This window comes from Paenibacillus sp. FW101-FHT12H11, assembly GCF_058790355.1.
Map to the genome: position 1 here is coordinate 187,196 of NZ_JBYTCO010000003.1, position 26,123 is coordinate 213,318.

At 40.0% G+C, this 26,123-nt stretch carries 18 protein-coding genes and 1 pseudogene; 9 read left to right on the plus strand and 10 right to left on the minus strand.

What is annotated here, in order from left to right:
• Positions 1-31: 31 nt before the first annotated feature.
• From AC3WTJ_RS11070 to AC3WTJ_RS11105, 8 genes are all read right to left on the minus strand, one after another.
• Positions 32-1,966 carry a glycosyltransferase gene (locus tag AC3WTJ_RS11070; protein ID WP_492521762.1) on the minus strand — a complete coding sequence of 645 codons (1,935 nt, stop codon included), beginning with the start codon at positions 1,964-1,966 and terminating at the stop codon, positions 32-34.
• A 13-nt stretch (positions 1,967-1,979) separates the two neighbouring features.
• Positions 1,980-3,614 carry a glycosyltransferase gene (locus AC3WTJ_RS11075; RefSeq protein WP_492521763.1) on the minus strand — a complete coding sequence of 545 codons (1,635 nt, stop codon included), beginning with the start codon at positions 3,612-3,614 and terminating at the stop codon, positions 1,980-1,982.
• Complete coding sequence (locus AC3WTJ_RS11080) at positions 3,571-5,595, minus strand: tetratricopeptide repeat-containing glycosyltransferase family 2 protein (protein WP_492521764.1); 2,025 nt, start codon at positions 5,593-5,595, stop codon at positions 3,571-3,573. Before AC3WTJ_RS11080 ends, AC3WTJ_RS11075 begins: the two co-directional genes overlap by 44 nt.
• Before the next feature lie 111 nt (positions 5,596-5,706).
• A complete protein-coding gene (locus AC3WTJ_RS11085) occupies positions 5,707-6,786 on the minus strand; it encodes a DUF6385 domain-containing protein (RefSeq protein WP_492521765.1) in 1,080 nt (359 codons plus the stop codon).
• Positions 6,787-6,986: 200 nt separating this feature from the next.
• A complete protein-coding gene (locus AC3WTJ_RS11090) occupies positions 6,987-7,697 on the minus strand; it encodes a DUF6385 domain-containing protein (protein WP_492521766.1) in 711 nt (236 codons plus the stop codon).
• Positions 7,698-7,933: 236 nt separating this feature from the next.
• On the minus strand, positions 7,934-8,797 hold the full coding sequence (locus AC3WTJ_RS11095; protein ID WP_492521767.1) for a LysR family transcriptional regulator: 864 nt from the start codon (positions 8,795-8,797) through the stop codon (positions 7,934-7,936).
• A 178-nt stretch (positions 8,798-8,975) separates the two neighbouring features.
• Entirely contained in the window at positions 8,976-10,637 is a 1,662-nt protein-coding gene (locus AC3WTJ_RS11100) for a SulP family inorganic anion transporter (RefSeq protein WP_492521768.1), read from the minus strand.
• Between the two features lie 155 nt (positions 10,638-10,792).
• Complete coding sequence (locus AC3WTJ_RS11105) at positions 10,793-11,119, minus strand: ArsR/SmtB family transcription factor (RefSeq protein WP_492521769.1); 327 nt, start codon at positions 11,117-11,119, stop codon at positions 10,793-10,795.
• Positions 11,120-11,308: 189 nt separating this feature from the next.
• Between AC3WTJ_RS11105 and AC3WTJ_RS11110 the strand changes: the two genes are divergently transcribed.
• Both AC3WTJ_RS11110 and AC3WTJ_RS11115 read left to right on the plus strand, forming a co-directional pair.
• On the plus strand, positions 11,309-11,896 hold the full coding sequence (locus AC3WTJ_RS11110; RefSeq protein ID WP_492521770.1) for a hypothetical protein: 588 nt from the start codon (positions 11,309-11,311) through the stop codon (positions 11,894-11,896).
• A 225-nt stretch (positions 11,897-12,121) separates the two neighbouring features.
• Positions 12,122-12,469, plus strand: a complete 348-nt coding sequence (locus tag AC3WTJ_RS11115) for an Asp23/Gls24 family envelope stress response protein (RefSeq protein WP_492521771.1) — start codon at positions 12,122-12,124, stop codon at positions 12,467-12,469.
• A 792-nt stretch (positions 12,470-13,261) separates the two neighbouring features.
• Here the strand turns inward: AC3WTJ_RS11115 and AC3WTJ_RS11120 are convergent.
• Positions 13,262-13,900, minus strand: a complete 639-nt coding sequence (locus AC3WTJ_RS11120; RefSeq protein ID WP_492521772.1) for a hypothetical protein — start codon at positions 13,898-13,900, stop codon at positions 13,262-13,264.
• A gap of 173 nt (positions 13,901-14,073) precedes the next feature.
• On the opposite strand from AC3WTJ_RS11120, the gene AC3WTJ_RS11125 reads away from it, so the two are divergent.
• The 4 genes from AC3WTJ_RS11125 to AC3WTJ_RS11140 all read left to right on the plus strand — a co-directional run bounded on the left by AC3WTJ_RS11125 (position 14,074) and on the right by AC3WTJ_RS11140 (position 17,117).
• Positions 14,074-14,406, plus strand: a complete 333-nt coding sequence (locus AC3WTJ_RS11125) for a DUF3139 domain-containing protein (RefSeq protein WP_492521773.1) — start codon at positions 14,074-14,076, stop codon at positions 14,404-14,406.
• A gap of 412 nt (positions 14,407-14,818) precedes the next feature.
• Complete coding sequence (locus AC3WTJ_RS11130) at positions 14,819-15,610, plus strand: abortive infection family protein (RefSeq protein WP_492521774.1); 792 nt, start codon at positions 14,819-14,821, stop codon at positions 15,608-15,610.
• Between the two features lie 214 nt (positions 15,611-15,824).
• Positions 15,825-16,418 carry a histidine phosphatase family protein gene (locus tag AC3WTJ_RS11135; RefSeq protein WP_492522213.1) on the plus strand — a complete coding sequence of 198 codons (594 nt, stop codon included), beginning with the start codon at positions 15,825-15,827 and terminating at the stop codon, positions 16,416-16,418.
• Between the two features lie 285 nt (positions 16,419-16,703).
• Positions 16,704-17,117, plus strand: a complete 414-nt coding sequence (locus AC3WTJ_RS11140; RefSeq protein ID WP_492522214.1) for an NUDIX domain-containing protein — start codon at positions 16,704-16,706, stop codon at positions 17,115-17,117.
• 330 nt (positions 17,118-17,447) lie between these two features.
• On the opposite strand, the gene AC3WTJ_RS11145 is transcribed toward AC3WTJ_RS11140, so the two are convergent.
• Positions 17,448-20,624, minus strand: a complete 3,177-nt coding sequence (locus tag AC3WTJ_RS11145) for an amidase family protein (protein WP_492521775.1) — start codon at positions 20,622-20,624, stop codon at positions 17,448-17,450.
• 1,224 nt (positions 20,625-21,848) lie between these two features.
• On the opposite strand from AC3WTJ_RS11145, the pseudogene AC3WTJ_RS11150 reads away from it, so the two are divergent.
• The 3 genes and pseudogenes from AC3WTJ_RS11150 to AC3WTJ_RS11160 all read left to right on the plus strand — a co-directional run.
• Positions 21,849-22,490, plus strand: a pseudogene (locus AC3WTJ_RS11150) (HAD hydrolase-like protein); the annotation flags it as partial.
• A gap of 184 nt (positions 22,491-22,674) precedes the next feature.
• Positions 22,675-24,489 carry a sensor histidine kinase gene (locus AC3WTJ_RS11155; RefSeq protein WP_492521776.1) on the plus strand — a complete coding sequence of 605 codons (1,815 nt, stop codon included), beginning with the start codon at positions 22,675-22,677 and terminating at the stop codon, positions 24,487-24,489.
• A complete protein-coding gene (locus AC3WTJ_RS11160) occupies positions 24,482-26,083 on the plus strand; it encodes a response regulator transcription factor (RefSeq protein ID WP_492521777.1) in 1,602 nt (533 codons plus the stop codon). Before AC3WTJ_RS11155 ends, AC3WTJ_RS11160 begins: the two co-directional genes overlap by 8 nt.
• Positions 26,084-26,123 lie beyond the last annotated feature (40 nt).

A 26,123-nucleotide genomic window follows, 5' to 3' on the forward strand; every position in this document is an offset into this window, starting at 1 on the left:
TCTGAAGTAAAGCTGGCATCGTCCGTACATATTAAGCTTCTTTAAAAAAAGACCTCAGCAGTAATGTGGGCTCTAGCGAACCGGTTGGTATACTGGGTTCCTGCTTTCGGCCAGTTTTAAGATAGTGATATGCCAATAAAGTTGTAGCGGCGGAATTATGTGCGTGCTTTTGCAAAACTTCTTGCATCCAAGCTGTCGACAACGTTTCACCGCAAATTTGAGCCATTACAGCAAAGAAGACCGCATCTGCCGCATGGATAAAGTCAGTTGCGGGGCTTTTTGCCTTGATAAAAGAGATCCATTGTTGCTTAACATTTACAGGAGCCTTGAGTAAACCGCATATCAGAGATTGGGGCATTTGTGAGAATGGAAAGTTATTCAGGCTAAGTTGATATATACGGATTATTGTTTCCCAAGCTCCAGCTTGTGTTAGAAATTGTATGGCATGAATCAGTGAAGTCGTAGGAATCGTCTTTATAACTCCTTCATCCAAAAGCTCCTGGATTTCAACTAATGGGGAATGTAGAGGATTAGCAGGCATGACTTCTAACACTTTACGAGCGGCAGTGCCATCAGATTGCGCCCAGGCTATGGCCCATAAGTAAGAAAGAGGGAGTGGATCATTTTTATTTTTTATATGCAATTGTTCCAGGCTGTGTATCGCCTTAGAACGATCGTTCAGCAGCCAGATGTAGATGGATCTGAGAAGGAGCGCTTGTTCATTCGGGAGAACTGCAGCAAGCAAGGGCTCTAAACACTCGAGGCATCGTGCATTCAAAAACGCAGGAGTTAACAATGCTAAATGTCGGGGAGTAAGCAAAGAGGCATTGTTTTCAAGATGCTCAGCTAATCTTTGTGTCTGACCGGACAATAGACAAAGCGAAATGGATTTTAACCAGGCCTGCAAGTAGCTGGGGTCGAGGGTTATCGCTTGAAAATAATGCTCGAGCGCCTCCTGATAGAGCCATCGTTTCTCGCACACATAACCGGCCAATGTGTGAGTCCGATAAGTCCCACAACCAGAGGTTGACGTATACTTGTAAGAAATATCGCCTGATTGAATAGCTAGTTGAAGTGATTCGTATGCTTTTAAGTATTCCAAACGCTCCATAAGAAGGAAGGCCTTCGCTTCATGCAGATCCGAAAAGTCTGGAAAAAGAGACAATCCTTGGTCCAGTAGCCTTTCAGATTCATCCAGCTGTTGGGTCATGTGCAGGGCGTAAGCGGTTTTCATATATAAATCCGAAAGGTATCCCGTGTTATTCGGAAGTTTCTTGATTAATGGTATAAACAGCTTTAGTGCTTGTTCATAACGTTCTATTTGATAATATTCGGTTCCCAGAGCATAATTCAGCATCGGATCTTCGGGTTGTTCTATCAATGCCTGGGCAATGATGTTGAAGTTTCGGCTGGTTTTATCCTTTCTCAGGATCTCCTGATGCATATATCCAAAATGATTGATCCGTAGGCTGGAAAATGGAATAGACGCGCTCGATAGTTCCATGATGCTTTGAGCAACATCCTCATGAATTTTACCGCGGAATTGAATACGAGGATCATTTCGAAAAAGCCGGCATGCCGCATCCGTTACAAACTCCCGCTCAGGAAGATCGCTAAGAAAGTTGACGATCTGCAAATAATATCCGTACACATTCTCGTCCTGCAGTAATGTTAAAATTTCATCTGGCTTCCACGCATCGAGCTCTTCGTCCGCATCCAGAACAAGAATCCAAGAGCAGGAAGCTTCTTGCAAAGCGGCATTTCTTGCTTTGGCAAAATCGTTTTCCCAAGGAAGGTGAATAAGGTGTGCCCCGTACCGCTTAGCAATACTCAAGCTATGATCCGTTGATCCAGTGTCTGCAATTATAATTTCTGAGACGATTCCTTGAACGGAAGACAAACATCGATCTAAATGAAGATCCTCATTTTTCACAATCATACATAAGGAAATATCCAAGAGAGACATATGCTTGTTCTCCTTAGTAGCCTCTGGACAAAGGCAGACTTAGTTTGGCCAAACGAAGTAACATATAATGTGGAGATTGCTTATCAGGTACCCCGATTTTGGCATTGGCCAGAGCCGCCCATAGTCGGCTTCTTCGGTACCCGTCATCCTGCACCTCTCTCAGATCTGTCACTATGGAGGGGGGCCAATTTTTAAGTAGCTTTAGAGCTTTACCTTGATGACCATTGTAGTATGCAGATTTGACAGCAAATTCAAACTGATCGTTAGTATTACCTTCCATCGTGCTGCTCTCTATTTCCGGCTCATCTACCCCGATCCAATACCTTATATTTTTGTGTATTTGACCGGACAACAATCGGCATATTTTTATCTTTTCATCTTTCACCTGCCTGTGAGCCTCGTCGTCCAATTTGGTTAAGAGAGAAAGTGCCGTGGTGTAACAGGATTCTTCAATTAACAGATTGACGACCTTTAACACAGCTTCTGGAGCTTTAATAGAAAATTTTTCTGATAAAAGGACAGGAAGAATGGACTCGGAGCCTATGGACTTCAACAACCGGAAAATTCTTTGCAGAGGTTTGGACAGCTGGGAGTTGTGTCTGACTGTTTCGGCATACCAGTGAATGGCATGATTGTCTTCTCCCATTTCTTCATAAACTTGCCCTAAGCCATAGGTGGATAGAAAAGTTCCAATACCGGAGTCCGTATGATACTGCATAGGTGCTATTCCAATTTGTATAGCTTGAAGGAAAGCCTCTTTGGCTAATGTTTTTTCGCCAATACTTGAGTGAACAATTGCTTTTATATGAAATAAATCGGGATAGTCAGGAAATAATTGGATGCCACTTTCGCAAGCTTGAATGGCTTCGAGTTGGCGGCCTAAAGCAAACAAGCAGCGAGCTTTGTACTTATAAAGCAAGTGAGCATAACTAACTTCATGGTTAACTAAGGACAAAGAAGTTTGCAGATAGGGAAGTGCCGACTCATAATTGTTTACCCGCATATGTTCTACAGCAATATTATAATGGTGAAACGGATCATTGGGTTCATCCTGAAGCGATTGCATTAAAAGGTCAAGATTCCTGCGGATTTTATCTTTTTGAATCACAAGTTGTTCTTCATATCCATAATGGTGAATAATGATATTAGTTATATGCAAAGCGGAGTTTGGATTTCGTTCTACAATTGAATAAGCGATCTGTTCATGTATTTTCCCGCGGAAGCGATGATCGGGATCATTGCGAAACATTCTTAGAATCGGATTGATCGTAGATACAGGAGAGTGAATAGAGTTTCCATTATGATTATGAATTTGTAAAAAAAAACCTTCGAACTCATGATGTTCCGCGCAAATCTTGAGTTCTTTCCTATGGTTTTCATCTAACTCCTCATCTGCATCTAGAATTAATATCCAGGATCCCGTGGCCAGAGATAAGCCAGCATTTCTCGCAGAAGCAAAATTGGATTGCCATGGTATTGTAATTACTTTGGCTTTATAGGATTTTGCAATTTGGACAGTGTTGTCCGTCGAACCGGTATCTACAATGATGATTTCGTCTACAGTATCTTTAATGCTGTCCAAACATCTGCGTAAATGTGCCTCTTCATTCTTTACGATCATGCATAGCGAAATCGTGTTTTTGGCCATTGGAAATCCTCCTTTGCCTACTAGACCACCGCGTATGCCAACCAGTTCTGTTTAATAAGCGAATACTAGAGCGAATTTGTTGCAAGTCTTCCTTTAACGAAGGAACGTCTGGCGCCCTGGATAAAGCATCGGAAAGACTGGTTTCTGCAAGATGAAGATAACAAATAGCGGCCGCGGTTTTAGCTCGTTCATACGTTCCCTCCTCTAGGAGTATGCTTTCGAACATTTCAGCCGCCATTAGGTAATGTCCTTTATCAAAAAGAATTTCACCCAAATCAAATAAACCCTCGTCATCCAATTGAACGCTAGACAAGGAAATGAGATGCTCTGCAGCAGTAAAAATGTACCCATGATCGTACAGCATTTTAATTAGTTCCAGTTTAAACTGTCCAGTCAGTTCAGAAAGTTTATCCATGAGCTGGATCTGGCCTAAAACAATGGATTGTCGAGTAATAGAAGCAGTAAGTTCAGACAACGAATTGTTATCTAAATCTGTTGGCCTATGTCCTGTTGAGAGAAATTCATTGATAGTTTGATACAGCGTTATCAGATGCTCTGGTAATAAAGCAAAGAAGTCTGTTTGAAGTGATTCATTGAGCTGCCATTTGCAAATCGCGCTCCATTGAAGCAGAATTTCAAGTTCGAGTGTGCCTGGCTGCTCCTTTATATAATTTTGCAATAAATGATCTGCTTCTTTTAGATGACCAAGGTGAATCATGGCAAGACAATAATTTTTCAAAAAAAGCGAATCAGTTAAGTAGGAAATGGGAGTTATAGCAATTGCCTCTTCAAATGCACCTACCTGAACAAGTGTATCCAAAAGCAAATAATGCTCAGACGGGACGGAAGGACAAACTTTCTCCTTTAATAAAATGGCAATATCATGCCAAGGCACATCTAATTCATAAAAAACCTCGGAAATGCCGATTAAAGCTGGAGCATAAGTTGAATGATGCTGCAAGGTCAGATTAAATAGACGTGCTGAATCCTCAAGGCGACCTAAATTCTGTGCGATTTCTCCCATTTTATAATAGACAAGAAAGCTGCTTGTTCCAGCTTCAGTCACATATTTACTGTTTTGTAGGGTTGAAGCTCGCTGAAATTGTTCATAAGCCTGTTCCCATAACCCTTGAATTTGAAAAGACTGACCAAGTATATAACGGAGATCGGGATAATCTTCATAACGTTCCGTTTCCTTAAGCAGCAGCAATTCGACCTGTTTAATTTCTCGAAGTTCCAGTAAAATTTTACTTAAATCTTTTACAAGAGTAGAACGGTAAGGAGCATCATCTCTCACTAACATTAAAGCTTGAATCATAGCATTTTTGGCTTCAATTAGCTTTCCAGCCTGGCAAAAAGTAATACCTAAATTGTAGGAATAGTAAGGATTAGCGGGTTCTGTTTGTAGTGCTTTTTGCAAGAGTTTTTCATTACGGGTGATTTTATCTTTTTTTCGTATGTTTTCGGGTAAATAACCGAAATGTCTGATTCGGATTTCCGAATCCTCAATAGAAGAAGAGGGATGCAATTTGACAATTGAGTGACCAATGTCTTCATGAATAATTCCTTGGAAACGGTAGTTGGGATTGTTACGGAATAGTCGTATGGATCTATGCAGAAGATGTTCCTGAGGGCCTGTGCCAATTAAATTCTCTATTATCACCGTGAACGCTTCTGAATCGGAGTTGTTTAATTTTTCTTTGATTGCTGCTAAGCCGGAAAGTAAGATTTCGTCTGCGTCCAGATAAAAAATCCAGTCGGTAGTGGCAATTTGTAAGGCTTGATTCCGAGGTGCGGAAAAATCATCTTCCCATCTGGAAAAAAATACCTTTACTCCATAAGATTTTGCTATGCGGATGGATGAATCTTGAGACCCGGTGTCGATGACAATAATTTCATCTGCATCTTTAACACTATCCAAACATTGACGCAGCCATTCTGATTCATCCTTCATGATGATGTGGATGCCGACTGTGCTCAACTTCATCTTCTCCTTACTAAAGGAAGAGTACATGGAGGACCATGTACTCTTTTTGGATTTCCCTTTACAGCAGCATAAGGGTCTTCATATATTATATTGTTAGGAAAGCTTTTATGTTCCCTGGGCATTCAGAATAACATTGATGGTTGAAGGTGATCCTGTGGCTGTTGAACGGTAAGCTAAACGTGTGTATTTCAGGAATCTGGTAGGGACAAGTACGTCAATGGAGCCAGCTGCCAACGGGTTGCTACCGTTCGTATCAACGTAATAGTTCGATCCGTCGGCGCTGATTTGAACTTGCGTATCGACGGAACTCGCACCAGTGTTATAGACAAAGAAGGAATATACACCGAGAACACTCGTTGTTACCGCAGGCAGTGGTGTATAGGTATCATCGCTTGTGATTCCGATGGTAGCTTGTTCAACGAAGCTCTTTTGCGAGATGGAAGTCACGCTGCTGAGTGTACCAGCAGTAATCGTGGCACCAAGCACACTATCAATGGTACCGTTGAGGATATTAGTGACCGTACCGGCGGAGCTTAATGTACCGGCAGTAATCGTAGCACCAAGCACGCTATCAATAGTTCCGTTCAGGATATTAGTGACCGTACCGGCGGAGCTCAATGTACCGGCAGTAATCGTAGCACCAAGCACACTATCAATGGTACCGTTGAGGATATTAGTGACCGTACCGGCGGAGCTCAATGTACCTGCAGTAATTGTAGCACCAAGCACGCTATCAATGGTACCGTTGAGGATATTAGTAACTGTACCGGCGGAGCTCAATGTACCGGCAGTAATCGTAGCACCAAGCACGCTATCAATAGTACCGTTGAGGATATTAGTAACTGTACCAGCGGAGCTCAATGTACCGGCAGTAATCGTAGCACCAAGCACGCTATCAATGGTACCGTTGAGGATATTAGTAACTGTACCAGCGGAGCTTAATGTACCGGCAGTAATTGTAGCACCAAGAACGCTAGTGATCGTACCGTTGAGGATATTAGTAACTGTACCAGCGGAGCTCAATGTACCAGCAGTAATTGTAGCACCAAGCACGCTATCAATGGTACCGTTGAGGATATTAGTGACTGTACCAGCGGAGCTCAGTGTACCAGCAGTAATCGTAGCACCAAGAACGCTAGTGATCGTACCGTTCAGGATGTTAGTAACCGTACCAGCGGAACTCAATGTACCAGCAGTAATCGTAGCACCAAGAATGTTTGTAATTGTTCCATCAAGAATAATACTTGTGATGTTTCCGCTTGAATCTGTGGCGATAGCCTGAACAGTTCCTGTTGAATCTCGGCCAAATATTAAAGAACGTAGATTATCCGGATCCGATTGAAAAACACTAAAGTTAGGCAACTTCATCATTCCTTCCAGTTAAATTAATTTATTGTTGTTTGAGCTTGAAAATAAACATCACATTCTGTAGAACCCTTGCCACAAGTTATATCTGTGGCTAATATTAAGCGAGTCCACTTCAAAAACCTGTTTAAAACAAATACTTTCATCGATTTCGGAGGAACTATGTCTTCGCAGTCTTTGATAAAATCGACTGAATTTGGACTGATTTCCGCACAAACAATAGCAGGCACATCTCCCCTGTTTATGACTGCATAGGAATTCATTGTAATCGTTGATGTATTTTGAACAGGTAGTGTAAGCGTATGATTCGTTACTTTTAAGTTTAAAAAGGATTCCTCTATAAAAAGAGTGTTGTTTGTTGGCGAGACAACAACCTCTAAACGACCGTTATGATCAGTTCGTACAGCTCGTACTTCGTTTCCGTCGTTTCCAAAGATCTGTACTTTGTCCGATTCCGGTGTGAGATTTCTAATATCTAATTGATTTGAAGAAACTTGGACTGGTTGATGAAGGGTTATTATTTTGTTTGGTTGGTCACATGGAAGTCCTGTTTTTTTTCGTTTTAGACGGCTTGGGCACTTTTTCCGTACAGGACTTGATCTTTTTTTTGAGCATACAATGAAAAAACATTTTTTTTTTGCACAAGTGCTCTTTTTTGACGACTGTTTTTTTACTGACTTTTTAATTGTTATTTTTTTGTGGGAAATAGTTAGCACCTCCTTCAATGACAATTATCAGTATATTTTCCAACATAGTTCTCTTATCGAAAAAAAGTGGATTTAGATGTAATATCATATTCTCTAGCAACTTTATTGATTGGGTTTAACTGGTAATTACGCATTGCCCCAGAGGAGTCTTAAAGTCAGAGAGGCCTTAGTTCAGTTTTTACCGAACTAAGGCCTCTATCATTGGTACAAATTAGTATATAAAGTAGTAGAGGAGTTAAATAAGGGTAACTAAAGTATATTCAGTCCTCATTTTTCAAATTGACTCCAAGCATATCTAAACCTAGCCTTACATTAATTTGTGATTTTTTTTCAGTTAAAAAACTTGCGTATACTTGGATATTTGGAATGTCAATTTGAAAATCGTTTTGTACTATGAAAAGTTTTTCTTCCTTAATAAACGGGTTAGCAAAGCTCTTCGTCAAAAAACCAAACATTCCACCTTGCAGAAGCATGTTTATAATAATTGTTGAATCATCTAACTCTAACGCTGGAGTATGTCCCTGACCAAACACTTTTGGAAACCAGTCAGGGAACTTGTTGCCCACATGGCAATACTTTTCAGTAAAAAAATCTGGTTGGCTTACAACGAGTCTTTTCTCAGCGGAAACTAATATGAGTTCGTCTTCGAATAGAAATATATTGGATACTTTAGGGTGATTCGGTGGATCATGTCTTAGTGCAATATGAATAGTACCGTCAAGTAAATGAGCCATATTTTTGTAATCATCAAAGTAACTATTAATTTTAATTGCAACTTTTGGATGACTTTTTCTAAAGCTTACTATTTGATCAAAGAAATAATGCTGCCATCCGGATCCATGCCCACCTAATACGATATGATTATCGAATTGTTGTGACATAGAAAGTTTGCTCTCGCTAAACAATCGAAGCATCCTCTCAGCAAAAGGTAAAAAAGTAATACCAGCCTCGGTCAACCGTACAGTTCGCTTATCTCGAAAAAATAACCTTGTATCTAAAGTGTGCTCTAATGCTTTTATCCTTGCTGTTATAGCAGACTGTGAAACTTGCAAATGTTTGGAAGCCTTTGTGAAGTTTAACGTGTTGCAAACCGATAGAAATGCTTCCAATTTTTCAATTTCCATTTTTCACCTCAATGGTTTGATTAATTCAATATTACAGATAAAAGTATGATTCAACTAATACGAAGAGAACTATATTCGCACTCAAATATTATAAAAATAAGGGCTACCGCGTGGTTAGCCCTTTGCTTAAAGACATAACGAGTAGGCATTCACAAAACGTAAAATGCTCTAACTCAAATCAGATAGGAAAGTTGGATTTTGTTAATGCATAGCTGACCGCTTCACCTGTTTTCTTAAAAATGTGTTCGTACCCAATGAATTCGTCTAATCTTGTTTTTTTTAGCATGTGGCGTGGTTGGACTTGTAATTCGGAAATGATTACTATACCACCGTGCTTTTTATATTGCTTGATGACACTTAATAGAATGGACTCACCCGTCGTATCTAGATAGGGGACACTGCTCATATTTAAAATTAATATTTTGGATTTCTGATTAACTTCTTCCATGATGGAATCTTTTAATTTATTTGCTGTCCCGAAAAACAAAGCTCCTTCGACGGAGTAGATACTAATTTGGGAGCAATTATGTTGTTCATTAACAGCATGTGTTGTTACTTTATCATTTTTCTCGGTAACGTCCGGAAAGATCTTTGCAATAACTAGAAGACTACTCATATGTTTCAAAAAAATGATGGCTGATAAGATTAATCCAACTTCAACAGCAGTTATCAGATCAGTAAAAACAGTAAGAAGAAAGGTAATAAGTAAAACAAGTGACTCCGCAGTTTTGCTTTTTAAAACATGTGCGAACTCTTTACGCTCACTCATGTTCCAGGCAACAACAATTAAAATTGGTGCCATACTTGCAAGCGGAATGTTCGAAGCATATGGAGCAAATAATAACAAAACTAACAGGACGACTATACCATGAATGATTCCAGAGAAGGGAGACTCTGCCCCGCTTTTAATATTTGTTGCGGTTCGAGCAATAGCACCTGTTGCTGGAATACCCCCGAACAATGGAGTTATCATATTAGCGACACCTTGACCAATCAATTCGCGATTGCTGTTATGTCTGGTTCTAGACATTCCATCAGCAACTACAGCAGAGAGTAATGATTCAATACCACCTAATATAGCTATAGCAAATGCAGGTTTTATTAAAGATTGAATATGTTCAATTGAGAGTGTAGGTAAGTGTAAGCTGGGCAAGCTTTTGGGAATTGCACCGTAGATGGAGCCGATGGTAGCAATTTTGTCAGGATAGAAAATGGATGCTACTACCGTAGAAATTAATAGTCCTACTAATGATCCTGGAATTTTGGGAAAAAGCATTGGTGTGACAATAATAAGCATTAGACATATCACTGCGGTTAAGACACTATACATATTTATTGTTGAAAGATGAACACCTAATTCCTTCATATTGGAAAGGAAATCTTGATGTTGTTGAAGATTATGCAATCCTAGAAAATTCGCAATTTGTCCTGTGAAAATGGTAACAGCAATCCCTGTAGTAAAACCAATTGTAACAGGACGAGGAATAAAGTTAATTACACCACCCAGTTTAAAAATCCCCATGAATAACAATATGATTCCCGCCATAAATCCAGCAATAAGCAAGTTTTCATATCCATACTGCATGACAATGGCAAATAATATAGGTATAAATGCTCCGGTAGGACCGCCAATTTGAAATTTCGAACCACCAAGAAATGAGATTAGTATTCCTGCGACAAACGTAGTATATAACCCATATTCTGGCTTTACGCCTGAGGCAATTGCAAAAGCCATTCCTAATGGAATGGCAACGATACCTACAATAAGCCCCGAAATCAAGTCTTTTTGAAATTTTTTCACATTATAACCATGGTATCTTCCACTAAAAGAAAATTTCATACCTAATCCCACCATATATTAATATTTGATTATTTGAATATATATAAAATCATAAATCTAAAACTATTGGTTGTCAATTTCATTTTTCCTGAAAATTAAACGAATAAAAAAAAGGAGTAAATCGAGAACAAACCCGATTCATCCCTTTTTACATATCACTGATTTTTTATATTCTCTAACATTGATATAGCATTTACAAGATGGTTGTCAAAAATTTGCTTAGCAACAATAAGTAGGTCTTTAATTAAGGGGTCCGTTAGTGTGTATATCACTGAGGTCCCGTCTTTAATCCCACGCACTACGTTTTTACTCCTTAACACAGCTAGCTGCTGAGAAACAGATGAACCTTCGCTACCTAATATTGTTTGTATCTCGTTCACGTTTTTATCGCCCTCAACTAAAACCTCAAGGATTCTTATTCGTAATGGGTGTGCTAACGCTTTAAAAAAATCGGCTTTAAAATGCTGTATTTCTTGATACATAGCGTACTCCCCTAAATGTTTGACAATTTATATACATAGAATATCATAACACAAACCGGAAAGCACGAAGGTAAAGGTTTGAAATGACCTTTGCGTTCTTAAATGCTTTTAAGTTATAGTATAATTACAAATATCTATAAAATCAAATATTTTATTATTTGAAAATTAAGAAATAAGGAATGGTTTTGAATGCTGGTTGGTGATGAATTGTATATTGCTACAAGAAAGTATCTTATCGACTTTGGTATGCGACATTTAAATGGATTAGGGGCAGACCATATTTGTAAGATCTGTATTCAGAACGGCGGTTCTTGTTGCCGCAGTTGTAAACATTTAATAAACGGAATAGGTTGTCAAAATAGAAATACAAGCTGCACGTCTTGGTTATGCGGATATTTAAAATTATTATATTACAAAGCAGGATTGCTTAAGGACTGGCATACATTTTGGGGTGAAGTGCCTGGTATTGATTTTAGAAAGGACTATACCCCGGCATTAGTGAAAATGAGGACTCATTTTGAAGTTACTGTCAGGAGAGAACTAGGCGAGGCACTAGCGAATGACCTTAAAAATAAGTTAAGTAGAGATAAGGATAATATCGATTTCATTGTATTGGCTAGTGAATTGGATGAGCTGATTGATGAGATTGAATTTGCTAAGGATTCGGATATGACTGCACATTTTATACAGAGGCTTAATTATTTAATCAAAGACTTTGAAAACTTTCGACAAGCCATAAAAACATACAAATTAGGGGGAGATAATAACGAATTTTAATGAAAATAATCATTTACTATACAATTAATTATACAGGAGGGTGTTATCGAATGGTTGGTGCAATCCTTTTAGGAGTTGTTGCCCTATTCATTATACTGGGCTTAACATTTTGGGCAACGAAGAAAGCGTACTCCCGAAAATGGGATGAGGCTGATAATGATTGAGATTAATTTAATCATTAACGTAAAAAATCACATAAGACACAATAGAATGTGAGGAATCCAAATGTCCAATAAAACTTCATATGGCTTAATACATATATCAAACGATGTTATTTCTACTATAGCTGGTATCGCCGCCCTTGCCACGCCTGGAATCGCTTCTATGTCAGGCAGCATCCCCGAGCGGCTTACTAAGCGTTTGAGAGGAAAAAACGCCATAAAAGGTGTGTTTGTCGAGGTTATAGAAACAGAAACAACCATCAATCTACATGTCATCATCAACTACCTTACCAATATTCAGGCCGTAAGCCGAGATCTTCAAGAAAACGTTAGAGAGTCTGTGGAAAACATGACTGGGCTTAGAGTCGTAAACGTAAATGTAATAGTTGAAAGCCTGTTTATAGAGCTTTAACTCAAAAGGTAGAATGCAAGAGTGAGAAAAAAACAAAAAAAGAAGAGAGGTATCTATTGAGTGCTAATGGAATAGGACTTTGGATTGTTATTGTCGTTTATGTTAGTTTAATCATCTGTTCTTGCCTTGTTTTGAAGCAGAACAAAGCGAATAAAAAAAGAGGGGGAAGTGGAAAAAGTAAATAAATATATATGAGAACAGAAATGAAATGGAGGCATAAAGAAATTAATGGAAAACTCAAACGAGGTACTATCAATAGCGTGCCACGATTGCAAGGTTAAAGGTTACATTGAAAACCTTGAACTAATTGAGGTGTCCTATTGTCCAAAATGTGGGGGCAAGAATATAACTGTTCATGATAATAAAAAGTCTCTCAAATTGAGGTGTTAAGGTATATATTTGTAGCCATGTTGAACCACTTGGTGGCATTGGTATCAAGATCTTGTCACCTAAGCAATCACTCAACTTGACCGACAGAACAGCTTGTAAAGGATCACTTTAATATTGACCTTTCAAAACCAGAGTTCTGACAGCAAGCAATGAAAAAAAATCTTCTGAACTTAGGGGAATACATTGAAATAGGTTATGTTAAGTAGGGGCTACTGAACTGACGAAAAACTATAACGCAAAATACAGAACGAAACGAGGCTGCTGGCACAAACGGCAGCTGCACCTTGTGAGAATAATGAAAAGTTCATGCTAATTTGATGAAGCTAATAATTAAATTAGAACTTGCCAAACTAAAAACTCAGAACAAAGTCCTGAGTTTTTTAGTTTGGTCTTGTTTTCATTTTACGGTCTAGTAAAAGTACTTGAGAAAGCAAAAACGCTGCTATCGGCAAACATGTAAGGAGGAACAACTACTTCTTTTGAATCAGTCCAATACCCAGTGACGTAATCTGTTCTATTATTGCCGTAATAAAAGGCTTGCCATAAAAATTTTGAACAATAGTTTGGGTTAATAGTACTTAATTTAAAATCTTCCCAACTGTAAATTGGAATTGAGTAATTAGTTACCCTAGAGTAATTCGCTTTTGCCCAGTTTGCAGCATTTGTTGCGTATGATGCTCCAGCACGAAGTTTATAAATAGTAATTGTTTGACCTGAGGCGTGTCTATTCCTATATGTAGTAATATCATCAGACTTACCACCAGTTACCCCATTCTCTGCTACGGGGTTAACATGATATACTCTGAAGTCAGTTCCTACAATACCAACATGCCCTACAATTGGAGAACTACCACCTAGCGATTTAGAGGAATAAAGAACGTCCCCAGGTTCCATAGCAATAGTCGTTCCAGGATAATCAGGGTTAGGTATGCCATACGGTACAACTTCTTGTGCGCTAGCAGTAACTGAAGAAAATAAAGAGATTAATAGAACAAGGACCAATACAACAGAAAAAAACCTTTTTTTACTTTTTTCAAACAAAATGCAAAATATCCTATTTTTTGATATAATTACAGTATTACTATACTAAAATAAGGGTAAATAGTCAATAATTACCATGGAAAAAATATATATAAAGTGAGAAAATTCAGTATAGTTAGTCGAAGATAAGTGTTAGATTAAATAAATATAATACTGGGAGGCTATAACAGATAATGAATGGCACAACAAAAAAAAGAATTACCATTTCTATTATTATTTGTATACCACTAATTATTTTGGGTATATTTGTGAAAATTAGATTTGATATTTATCAACATGAGAGTAAAATGCATGATTATCTAATTTCTAAAGGGTATAAAGAAGAAGAAATCTTAAAAATAAATTGTGACTTAAGTATATTGCCCAAGTACCCAGTATACGTTACTTTCAAAGATGAGCCTGACCACACATACTTGTACTCATACTCAGCAACTAGCGGATGGTTGCAGCTTCCTCCTCAAGGTGAGTACGACCCACGGAGGTTTAAGCATTTAGAAACAAAGTAATTAAATAAAAATACAAAGAGGGATTCATGCAGTAACGAAAAGATGATTAAGCTATCTGGACACGATATTTGAATCAAAACACGGAGGCAGCCGTCCACAACGATCGGCTGCTTTGAGAGTTTAAGATCATTTGCGCCGTAAACTTTATTTGTTGTGTGAGCGCCAGCGTATGGCGCTTTTTCGTTATTTCCTGTGTTATAATTTTCCTATAAACTTTTAGTTAATTTTCAAGACTAGTGACCGAGCTTTAAGAATGTTACGATTTTCAGGAATATTAAGATCGGTATTGTGTCAGGTTTTAATTATTCTTCCTGAAGAGAAATTACTGCTTGGAATTATTGCAAATAACTAAGTATAATCTTGAGCAACCTGAAGTGAATTTTAATTTCCAATACTGGAGGAATGAGTAATATTGATCGAAAATCCAGTTGATATCTTAAAACAGGTAAAGAAAGACCTAAAGAAATGCGCTGAAAAATGGGACTATCTGAAGAATGTAGATAATGCTGAGTATGAAAAAGCCAGACTAATCATTTTTAAAATATGTAAAGAAGAAAATATTGAAGTTCCAGTAGTACTAAAAATGTGCTTGGAAATGGAAGAGTTTTTAACGTACACATACGATGGGAATACTCAACAGAATGAAGCACTATTGTTTATTCAAGATACGTTTAATCCATTTATAGATATCGTAAGAGAGCGTTCAATTACAGTTCAATTTATCTCTGTTGAATTTAATCCACCTAGTGAATTGACATACGATCATATCAGGGATGAACTTAAAAAATGCGATAGAAAAATTATTGAGCAGGATTATGCTGGTGCTATAACAAATGCTAGAAGTCTTCTAGAAGGCGTATTAAAAGAGATTGTCTTTACTATTACAGGTGAGCATCCTGATCCAAAGAATGATTTAGTCAAATTATCAAATGAGGCTAGGAAGGTATTAAATCTAGATCCTTCTAAGCCAGAAATAATAGAACCGCTAAGGCAAGTAATAACGGGATTAGCGAGCACAGTTCAAGGTTTAGGGACAATACGGAATGTAATTAGTGATTCACATTCGAGAAAATATGAGCCGGATGCACATCAGGCTATTCTAGTGGTTAATGCATCAAAAACTATTGCGTCTTTTATATTTGGAACATTTCAATATCAGCAAGCAAAAGGCATCTTAAAGAAAGTAGAAGAAAAGAACGCATAAAAGGGAGCCTACTAGGCTCCTGTTAGTTTGTTTCAAACGGGTACGTTAGTAAAAAACATTACATTATGAGGCTGCCGCGGAAACGATCGGCGGCCTCGTTCCGCTAACGGGCAGCATTCCAATATGTGATAATATTAAAACCTGTAGTATAGGTGTCTCTTTGAAGTTACAGAACCTGTTGATTCGAATAGTAATCAAAGAAGGGAAGAAAAAAATGACCACTATTTGTTTGGTGAGACATGGGGAAACGGATTGGAATTCAATAGGAAGGTTACAAGGTAGGACTGATATTCCTTTAAATAGTAAAGGGCTTTTACAGGCAGAAGAATGTGGTAATTATTTAAAGGAATCCCTCTGGGATTTGTTAATAACTAGTCCGCTTAAAAGAGCGATACAAACTGCAGAATCAATACAACGGAAAATTGGTGTTCCATTAGTGGTAATGGAACACTTCATTGAGAGGAATTATGGAGATGCAGAAGGTATGACATTGCATGAAAGACTTACTGCATTTCCTGATAGAAGTTATCCAAATCAAGAAAGTAAATCGTCATTAGGCAACAGGGTGTTGTTAGGTATCAATGAAATTAATCAAGTGCATAAAGGAAAAAAGATTATAATTGTGGCTCATGGAGGAGTTATCAATAGTATTCTAGCTTCCTTATCCAATGGAGAGATAGGTTCAGGAAAGACAGAGTTAATCAATGCTTGCGTAAGCAATATTTATTTCGATCAAGAACAATGGCAGATAAAAGATTTTAATAAAGTATCACATCTGTCTGAATATGGCCAAAAGGAAAAAGTTTAAGTTCCCTTGTAAGATTGTTTATTAAACGTTGACGATAGTTGAACGAAATAAGGAGCAGTTCTGCCACGGTAACTGCTCCTTATTTCTATTAATTTATTGATAACTATATTAGAACGAGACAATATAAATTTAATTATTATTTAAATAGGTTTCGAGCGGTAAAATATCAATATCCCAATAAAATCCAAAAGGTGATATATGAACATTAGTTGGAATGACTCGTATTTAGGTAAACTTCGAACAGTAATTGGAACTCAAAAGATTATAGTAAATTCAGTATGAGCAATCTTACTTGATGATGAAGGTCGTACCTTATTTATAAAGCGTCATGGTGATAATAAATGGGGTATGCCTGCAGGAGCCATGGAATTAGATGAATCAGTTTATGAGGCAATGAAGCGTGAGGTTAAAGAAGAAACAGGACTTGACGTTTTAGAGGCAACATTAATTGCTATTTACTCTTCTCCAACAACTCAAACATTCACTGACCGTTGGGGTAATGAGCATCACGTTATTGAATATTTATTTTTGGTGGATAAGTGGTCGGGTACTCTTAAAAAAGAGACAGATGAAAGTGTAGATGCTAAATTTTACCTAATAGATAATCTACCTGAAGCCTCCAGTGAGCTTTTTGCACGACATCATCAAAGAGTATTTAAAGATTATAAAAAGTTCAATGGAAAATTAGTATTAGAATAATTTTCGGGGGTTGAACTAACGAGGAACGTTAGTTGAATAAGAGGGTAGGCAATTATTTGTTAGAAGTACTTCAAATCTTATTTGTAAATCGGGTTTTCACTCCTTAATTTGCAAATCGATTATATATATGAAAAGCCAGCAAACCCTTATGTTTGCTGGCTTCTTGCACTTCAAAACTTAATTGTCACCCAACAATTATTATGTTGTATAGGTGGATAAATAGTTCTCAGCCTTCCTGAGTGTGAAAATCTTTTGATGTCCAGTTTTTTGGTCTTGACAATGTAAAATAAAAACGGTAGCTGGTTACATCCGAGCGTCGGTTTCTCTTGTTTAGCGTTGCAGTACTCTGGCTATCATCGTGGCAAATTCGGCTCTGGTTATCGCTTGAGTAGGGCGGAATGTACCGTCATCATATCCTGTGACGATTTTGTTGGCTGTCAGAGCATTGATATATGGGTATGACCAGGAATCCAACGGAACATCTGAGAATGAAACAGCAGTACTGCCGCTTAGTTTGAAAGCTCTGGCAACCAGGGCGGCCATCTCTGCCCGGTTAAGCCTGTCATCCGGCCGGAATGTGCCATCATCATATCCGTTCATGAGGTCTGACTTCTCTGCGGCTCCGATGTAACCAGCAGCCCAGTGCGAGGCAGGTACATCAGTAAAGTCGCTTGTTTGCGGCTTTAGGCCAAGCTGAGTCGAAAGCACTTTCACGGCCTCGGCGCGGGTAATGCTGAGGTCGGGACGGAAGCTGTCATCCGGGTAACCGGATAGCAATCCCTTCTTAATCAGTAGAACAATGCTATCCTCGGCCCAGTGTCCTTTCGTGTCGGTAAACGAGATTACTTCTGGTGACGGCTTGTCGATAGTGCCGTCACCAGGCGTGGACGGCCCATTGCCTGGATTTGTCGGTCCGTTGCCTGGAACTGTCGGTCCATTACCTGAATCTATCGGTCCGTTGCCTGAATCTGAATGTTCATTGCCCGGGTCTGACGGTACGTTATTGTCTTTCTGGGTCAGCGCAGGCGCAAAGCTTGTATGACGCGAAGCCATGGTCTGCTGCTCTAGTGCATAGCCCATACCCAGAATGTTGGCGTCATCCCATGCTTTACCTACAAGCTGCATAGAAATTGAATAGCCATTTGGATTTGTGCCTACAGGTACGATAACAGTTGGCAGTCCGACATTAGATGTCAGTACGCCGGTACCTCTGTCCGAGCTTAGCTGAGTAGCTGCACTGTCGTTGTTGTACACATCGCTTATAAATCCTGCATACACGACGCTGTCTACATCGTACTGATCCATCCAGCCTGCAATAATCTGTTTGTAGTTCTTTCTGTAATCGAGGTAGGCCTGTACCTGACTTTCTGTCATTCGCGGGCGCACTTGCAAGTTGCGCTGATTGTACAGCAGCACCTTAGGCGAGGCGAGCAACTCGTCGCCGTTAGCGAATGGGAAATCCTTCTGTAGCTCGATGTAGCGCGCCCAGCCCTCAGCGCCGGCATTTCCCGATGGGCTTGATCCACCGCCAGGAGGCGTGCTCATTTCGACCAGAGTAGCTCCTGCCGCCTCCAGATCAGATAAATGTTGCAAAACGGCTTCACCCGTGCCGTCATCGGCGTACGAGGAAACGAATGAGGATGGAATATAGCCGATTCTCTTGCCTTGCAGGGCATTGCGATCGAGTGCTTTCGTCCAGTCGCTTGGCCTTTTTGCATCTGCCTCCTTTGTCAACACCAAATCCAGTGGATCGGTTCCTGTAGTTGCATTAAGCAAATAAGTCAGGTCGGTGACGGTGCGGGCAATGGGGCCTGCATAGTCCTGTCCCCATGTCAGCGGCATAACACCGCGCGTGCTTGCCATACCATCCGTTCCGCGGAAGGCCGTCAGACTAGCACCTACAGACGGTGCGTACAACGAAACACCAGTTTGTGTACCCAAGGCTGCTGCTGCAAAGTTTGCCGCAACGGCTACTGCGGAGCCGCCGCTGGAACCGAATGAGGTTTTGGACGGATAGAGCGCATTCCAGGTTTGCATCCAGCCGCTTTCGCTGAAGCTGCCACTGTTGGCAAATTCTGAAAGATTGGTTTTGCCGATAATCACGGCTCCTGCTTCTCTCAACTTCTGAACCTGGTAAGCGTCTGCTTGAGGCTGCCAGCCCTCAAGTGCTTTGGTACCGCCGGTGGTCGGCATATCCTTTGTATCATAGAGATCCTTGATAGCAATCGGAATGCCAAGCAATTGGCCTCTCTTCCCCCCTTTGCGAGCTTGGTCCGCTGCCTGTGCCTGTTGAATAGCTGTTTCAGAGACGTGAAGGAAGGAATGGAAGCCCAACTGTCCAAAATCATACGCTGTAATGCGATCAAGATAAGCCCTTGTGATGTCTTCGGAGGTAGTGATGCCTTTCTCCATAGCATCCTGCATTTGCGAAATGCTTTTGTTAAGCACATCGTAAGTGGCGGTTGTCACCGTAGGTGGTACGGCAGGAGCTGCCGGAATGTCAAGGCGAGTAACGGCTGCGCAAGCAACAGCATCATAACCAGTCAAGTTGGACAAGTCCCAGTTGCTTATTGTACATACCTGTGCAGGAGTCAAGTGTGTAAGATCAGGATTCTTCGCCAACTGATCCAGTGAATCGGCAGCTTGTGTGAGTCCGGCTGCGCCTGTTTCTCCAGCCAGCACATATCTGGCAAGCGACTTGGTGTGGCCAGGCTCAATCGTCAGGCGATGGATAAAGCCGTAGAAGTTTGCATCATTGCCTGAAGTGGCCAGTGGAGTAGTGAAAGGATCCTTTTGCTGGTTGCCGGTGCCTTGCAGCGCGCCTCCAAATGGAGCAGGCGAACCAAGAGCAACACCTATTGGACGATCAGCTGCTCTCGCATTGGCTATCAACACCCATGAATCGTTGGAAGCGATGGCGGTGTCTCCGCTGGAGGTCGCTTTGACATTGGCGTAATATGGGCCTGTACCATAGCCGAGAGATCCACCGAAAGATACATTGACCGTGACGGGTGAAGTGGTCGTATTGGTAAAAGTGTCAAAGAAACGTGTTCTATTGTTTGTGCTATCAAAGTATATATCGCGTGTAATAAGTACATTGCCCAGATTAACAGATTGGGTAGTGGCAAAAGTGTCATTGTTGTCAAAGGTAAGTCCAAAACCCCGCATCATTTGGCCATTCATGCGAGGTCCAGGTGTGGTGGACACTTGTACGAAAATATCGCCGAAGCCCTGTAGAGGTGTAGCACTCGCTCTGCGAATACTGCCTGTATCGAGGTTAGGCGCAAAGGAATCATGAAATTCCCATTCCGTACCGCTTTTCGATGTCAGTTTAGTTAACGCATATGCACTGTTGAACGGAACCAATCCTGCGATGGAGATGGATAGAGCAAGTGCTGCTGCAAAAGTGGCTTTATTACTCCTGGTACGTTTTATTGCTTGGGAGGCTGGTAAGTCTGTAGCAGACTGACTTTTATTAAGCCTCAAAATGTTCATGATCTTAAACAATATTTTTCAACTCCCTTTAGAGAATATAGTGGAAACTCTATCACCGTGTTAGTATTACGTCAAGTAATATAATTTAATATGTTATATAAAATAACATATATTTAAAAAAAGTTAATATGCAATGACAAAACGAGCGAAAATGGCACAGAAAAGTTTAAGATTTATTGATTTTATGTAAATATTAATGATACACACAAATGACTCTACTAAAGTTAGTTGCAAATCTACCAAATGAGTGGCTAGCTTATAAAAATTTGTTGGCGTAAATTATAAATGGTTCCAACCAGGTATCAAGCAGCAAGTCAGTTAACCCGAGGTGACGATTAAACGTGCCGTACAGGTCCAATTATTAACGTTATGTAAATGACTTCTTTAATGATTTGAATATAATTTATTGCGACAACCACCGCCTCATCTAAATGTAGAAACCTTCAATTGGCGGAGAAAATTACGGCAGATGGAGATATTGTCACTACGGGAAAGTGGCTCGCACGAGTAGAAAGGTAATTGATCATATTGAAAATTATTCTGAAGTCGGGGGCTATTAGGTCTCTTTGATGTTGCAGCTATTTTTCTGTTGAGTAATACTAGCTAAGCATTTATTCACGAGGCTCCCGACAGGCCACAACTTGGACTTAGCTCTACAACGAAGATTGACAAAGTCGTCTCGGATGTTCCCGAAAGCGTAGGACGGTTGCATTGATTACGCACGATCTGGCGATTGCACAGCAGGCAAAGTGGGTTGTATATTTTCGGATAGGAAGTTGAATGAGGTGGTTTAGGTTGAGACCGAGACTCTAGGGGGCTCCGGTTTTTGAATTATGGACATCTATTTGCTAATAGTATCAACAGGTAAAATGCTAATAACCTCAGCTGTTTTGTGCATATCTTTGAAAAAACTGAAATCTAGAACAAATAAATACTCTAGTTTGCTGGTTAATAGGTGTATTAATTAATGTATTTATCCCTAAGAGATATTTTTAATATCGCTTGTAGTCCGAAGATTAAGGGAGCGGAATTCGTAATGGAGCTTGGGGGATAAATCGAATAAATTAATAGCACTAACTAGGGAGTGTGCTAAGGAGACACTCTCACCGAGGAAGGAGATTTGAACTTCTAAGAAAAATGTTTAAGATCCTGCCTTATTGCAGTTCATATCAGTAATATATAGAATATGAATTGCGTCTTACAGATAAGAAATGGAGTGGGAACTCAATGATTAAATCAATTATTTTTGATATGGATGGAACTCTTTTTCAAACCGATAAGATTTTAGAAATATCACTAGATGATACCTTCAATCATTTAAGATCACAAAAAGAATGGGACAAGGAAACACCTATAGATAAATACCGTGAAATTATGGGGGTACCTTTGCCCAAAGTATGGGAATCTTTGATGCCGAATCACTCAATTGAAGTAAGAGAAAGAACCGATGCTTATTTCCTGAAAAAGCTAATTGAAAATATTAATATCGGAAAAGGTGATTTATATCCTTATGTAAAGGAGATTATGAGTTATTTAAAAGAGAATAATTGTACAATTTACATAGCGAGTAATGGCTTAACCGAATATCTAACTGCGATTGTGAATTTTTATCAATTAGATAATTGGGTGACTGAAACATTTAGTATTCAGCAAATTGAATCTTTAAATAAATCTGATCTAGTCAAGATCATTATTGAAAAGTATGCGATTACCAACGGAGCAGTAGTTGGAGACCGTCTTTCGGATATAAATGCAGCTAAAGATAATCATTTAATTGCAATAGGGTGTAAATTTGATTTTGCACAAGAGAATGAGTTGTCTCAAGCTGATATCGTTATAGACAGCTTAATTGAACTAAAACAAATAGTGTTGGGATAACGTCTTTAGCTAGCGAGGACGATAACTCCATTAACCGCCTTTTTAAAAGGCGGTTTTCTTATGTGAAAAATCAACATTAGATTTGAACATAGGAGTAAGATAAAAGATCTCTTATACAGGGGTTGAAGTTCGCAGGCTTGTCCTGTAGGCTTGTCATTAATGATATCACCGAAGGAGAGAAGTCATGTTCGCCTTACGAAATCGCCTGGAAAACTACCTGCTCGGGACAAGTCTTCAGAAGAAGCTTATTATTCTTTTCCTTCCGCTGGCTATTATTCCCCTATCAATTCTAGGCACGTTCTCTTACTACAAATCGTCGCAGGTCGTGCAGAAGCAAGTGTGTCAAACGATTCTCGAAAGTTTGCTGCAAGTTAATTATAGCTTAAACTATTTTGTGAAAGACATTGAGCAGTTGACGATGTACATTTACAGTAACAAGGAAATACAAGACGTGCTTTCGAAAGATTCAAATCGTGCGCTAGCTGAGAAATATCAGGACGAAAAGAAGGTAAACGACATTTTAGACACGTTTCTTGGTTTCAAAAACTGGAATATTGCCATCTACTTGCTAGGGGAGAATGGGGACCGTTACTTTACCGGCAATCTCCTACCGAGTCAATATGACGATTATAACATCAATTGGGGCTTGTTCCGGAAGATGAGGCTAGCTGGAGGCAATATCGTATGGGATACACACTACAGTATGAAAAAGACGGAAGATTTCGGCATTGTTTTAAGCAGCGGCAGGTTATTAAAAAAGATCGAGACAAATAAACCTCTTGGTTACATGATCGTGGACATAATGGAGAACGCGTTGGCTGACAAATATAATAAGGCACACCTTCAGCCAGGTGGTCAAATGCTTCTGTTGGATCGAAACGGCTATGTTATATCAAGCACGCCATCAAAGCTTATTGTGGGCACTAGGCTAAACGAGCCATATTTGGATCAGGTCCTGGCTGGCAACAAAGGCTATTTTGAGCCGTCCACTAAAAGTAGTGAACCTGTCATGGTTATTTATGATACATCCGAAATTACAGGGTTCAAATTGGTCAGTATCGTTCCAGTCTCTCAATTGACTAAAGAGAGCAGCAGCATCCGTAACTTGACATTATTCGTTATGATTTTATTTGGCGTTATCTCTTGTTGGCTTGCGTATGTATTATCTGTGACAATTACGAACCCATTGCGAAAGCTCAAATCGCTCATGTACCAAGTGGAAAACGGCAACATGGATGTAGCTTTTACTTCCAAATACAGGGATGAGGTCGGTCAGTTAGGCCTTAGCTTTAACAAAATGGTACATCGAATCAAGCAGCTGATCGACGAAGTTTACAAGAAGCAGCTCATGCTTAAGGAAGCTGAAATTAAGGCGATCCATGCCCAATTTAACCCCCATTTTCTATATAACGCTTTGGATTCGATCAACTGGATGGCGCGCATTCACAAAATGACGGATATTAGTCGAACTGTCGTCTCTTTGGGAGAACTGCTTCGTTTCAGTATCCGCAAAGGACAGCCTTTCATTCGAATCAAGGAAGACATGCATCAAATCAACAATTATCTTGTCATTCAAAAAATGCGTCACGGCGATAAACTGGAAGTAGATTTACAAATAGATGAGGATATTGAATCGCTTTACACTCTCAAATTGCTTATTCAACCGATCGTAGAAAATGCGATTACACATGGCTTGGAAATGAAACCGGGCAAAGGTGAGCTTTTCATTCGGGGATGGCGAAGCGAAACGTGTGTTTGCTTTGAAATTCGCGACAACGGCGTGGGTATGTCCGCCGATTTGGTAGAGCGAATTATTAGTGGCAAGTTCGAATCGGATAGCGAGCTCAGCACCGGCATCGGCTTAGAAAATTTGCTCATGAGGCTCCATCTCTATTTTGGTTCGAATTACCAGTTTGACATAGAGAGCAAGATCATGCAGGGTACAACCATTCGTATCGAAATACCTATCATGCGCTCAGGGGAGGAACACCGTGTATAAAGTATTTATCGTGGAGGATGAATGGCTTGTCTTGCAGGGATTAAAACTGACGATTCCATGGGAAGAGTTGAACTGCAGAGTGATCGGCGAGGCAAATGATGGTCAAGCCGGATTAAAAGGGATTTTAGACAGTTCACCTGACATTGTATTGACGGATATTCGGATGCCATCCATGGACGGCATTCAATTGGCAGAGAAGGTGAGAGAGTTATGGCCATATGTAAAAATTGTTTTTTTGACCGGTTTTGATGACTTTATTTACGCACAGAAGGCTGTAAAACTTGGAGCGTCGGATTTTGTACTGAAGCCTACTAACTCGGACGAACTGATGAAGATCATCGGAGATATTACGGCAAAGCTGGATGAGGAACGCCGTGTGCAATTACAGCAGGATCGAATTAATCTCAGACTCGGATGGGAGCAACCGCTTATTCAAGAGAAAGTGCTCTATGATTGGATGCTGGATAATGCGGGTCCATTAGAAAAAGAATGGTTTTTGGAATTCCACAGCGGTTTTCAAGACGCAGAGGATGAGCCTATATTCCCAGACTATCGCATAGTGTTGATACAAATGGATGGAAATATGAACAAAGAGTTGTCGGGTGGTCATTTTCGTGAACAGATCAAGTTGCTGGTTGGCGAACTTTCGACGTTTAGTCTAGTGAGAATGAACGAAACGAGGTATGCAATCGTAGCTAATCGTAAAGTCGAGCGTGCCGAGTTAAGCGCTGCTTTGAAAGAGTTGATGGCATTGTTGATCGCGATACCGCAGCGATGCATTCTCACAGTCAGTTGCGTCTACTCGACGATCGATTCGATTGCCGAAGCATATGTCCAAGCTATGCACGCCTTGTACCAGACCGTTTTTCTAGGCGGCGAACAGCTTATCTGGTTTGAAGATATCGAAGGCCAGCAGCAAACGGTGCTTGTGAATGACAACATGCTACAGGAGTTGATCGAGCTAGTCAAATGGGGGACACCCGCAGCTATCGAAAAGCATACCGGACTGTGGTATTCGCAGATTAGTCGCCTTCATCCGGATGGGCTAGAAGTGAGAAGAAGTTTTTTCGAATTCATCGTGACATTGAATTCTGTGCTGCTCCGGGACACTGAACTACAAAGCTTCGTCATAGATAACGGTTTTATTCTTAATTCAGTAGAGCGTGTAGACGATTCGCTTGAGAAGTGGCTAAATCGGTTGAACGCAACGTTATTCGAATGGAATCGACAATATGGGAATCAATCTGATCTTCAGAAGAAAAGCGGTTTCGAGGAAATTGTAGCCTTTATCGCAAGGCACTATGCAGAGGATATCACACTGCAAAGTATCGCGGAGCGTTATCATATGAGCGAAAGTTATTTCAGCCGACTGTTTAAAAAGCAGATTGGGACCAGCTTTCTTGAATATGTGACTGAGATTCGAGTCCGTCAGGCCAAGGAACTGCTCACGAATCCACGGCTTAAAATTTATGAAGTATCCATGCAAATCGGTTATCAAGATGCGCGGTATTTCAGTCAAATCTTTCGCAAGTACACAGGTGAGACGCCGACGGAATTTCGCAAGCGGCTCGGAATTGAAACGCTCCCTTTGTAAAGATAGCTGTTTTGGTAAAGATGATCGGTAGGCTTTTTCG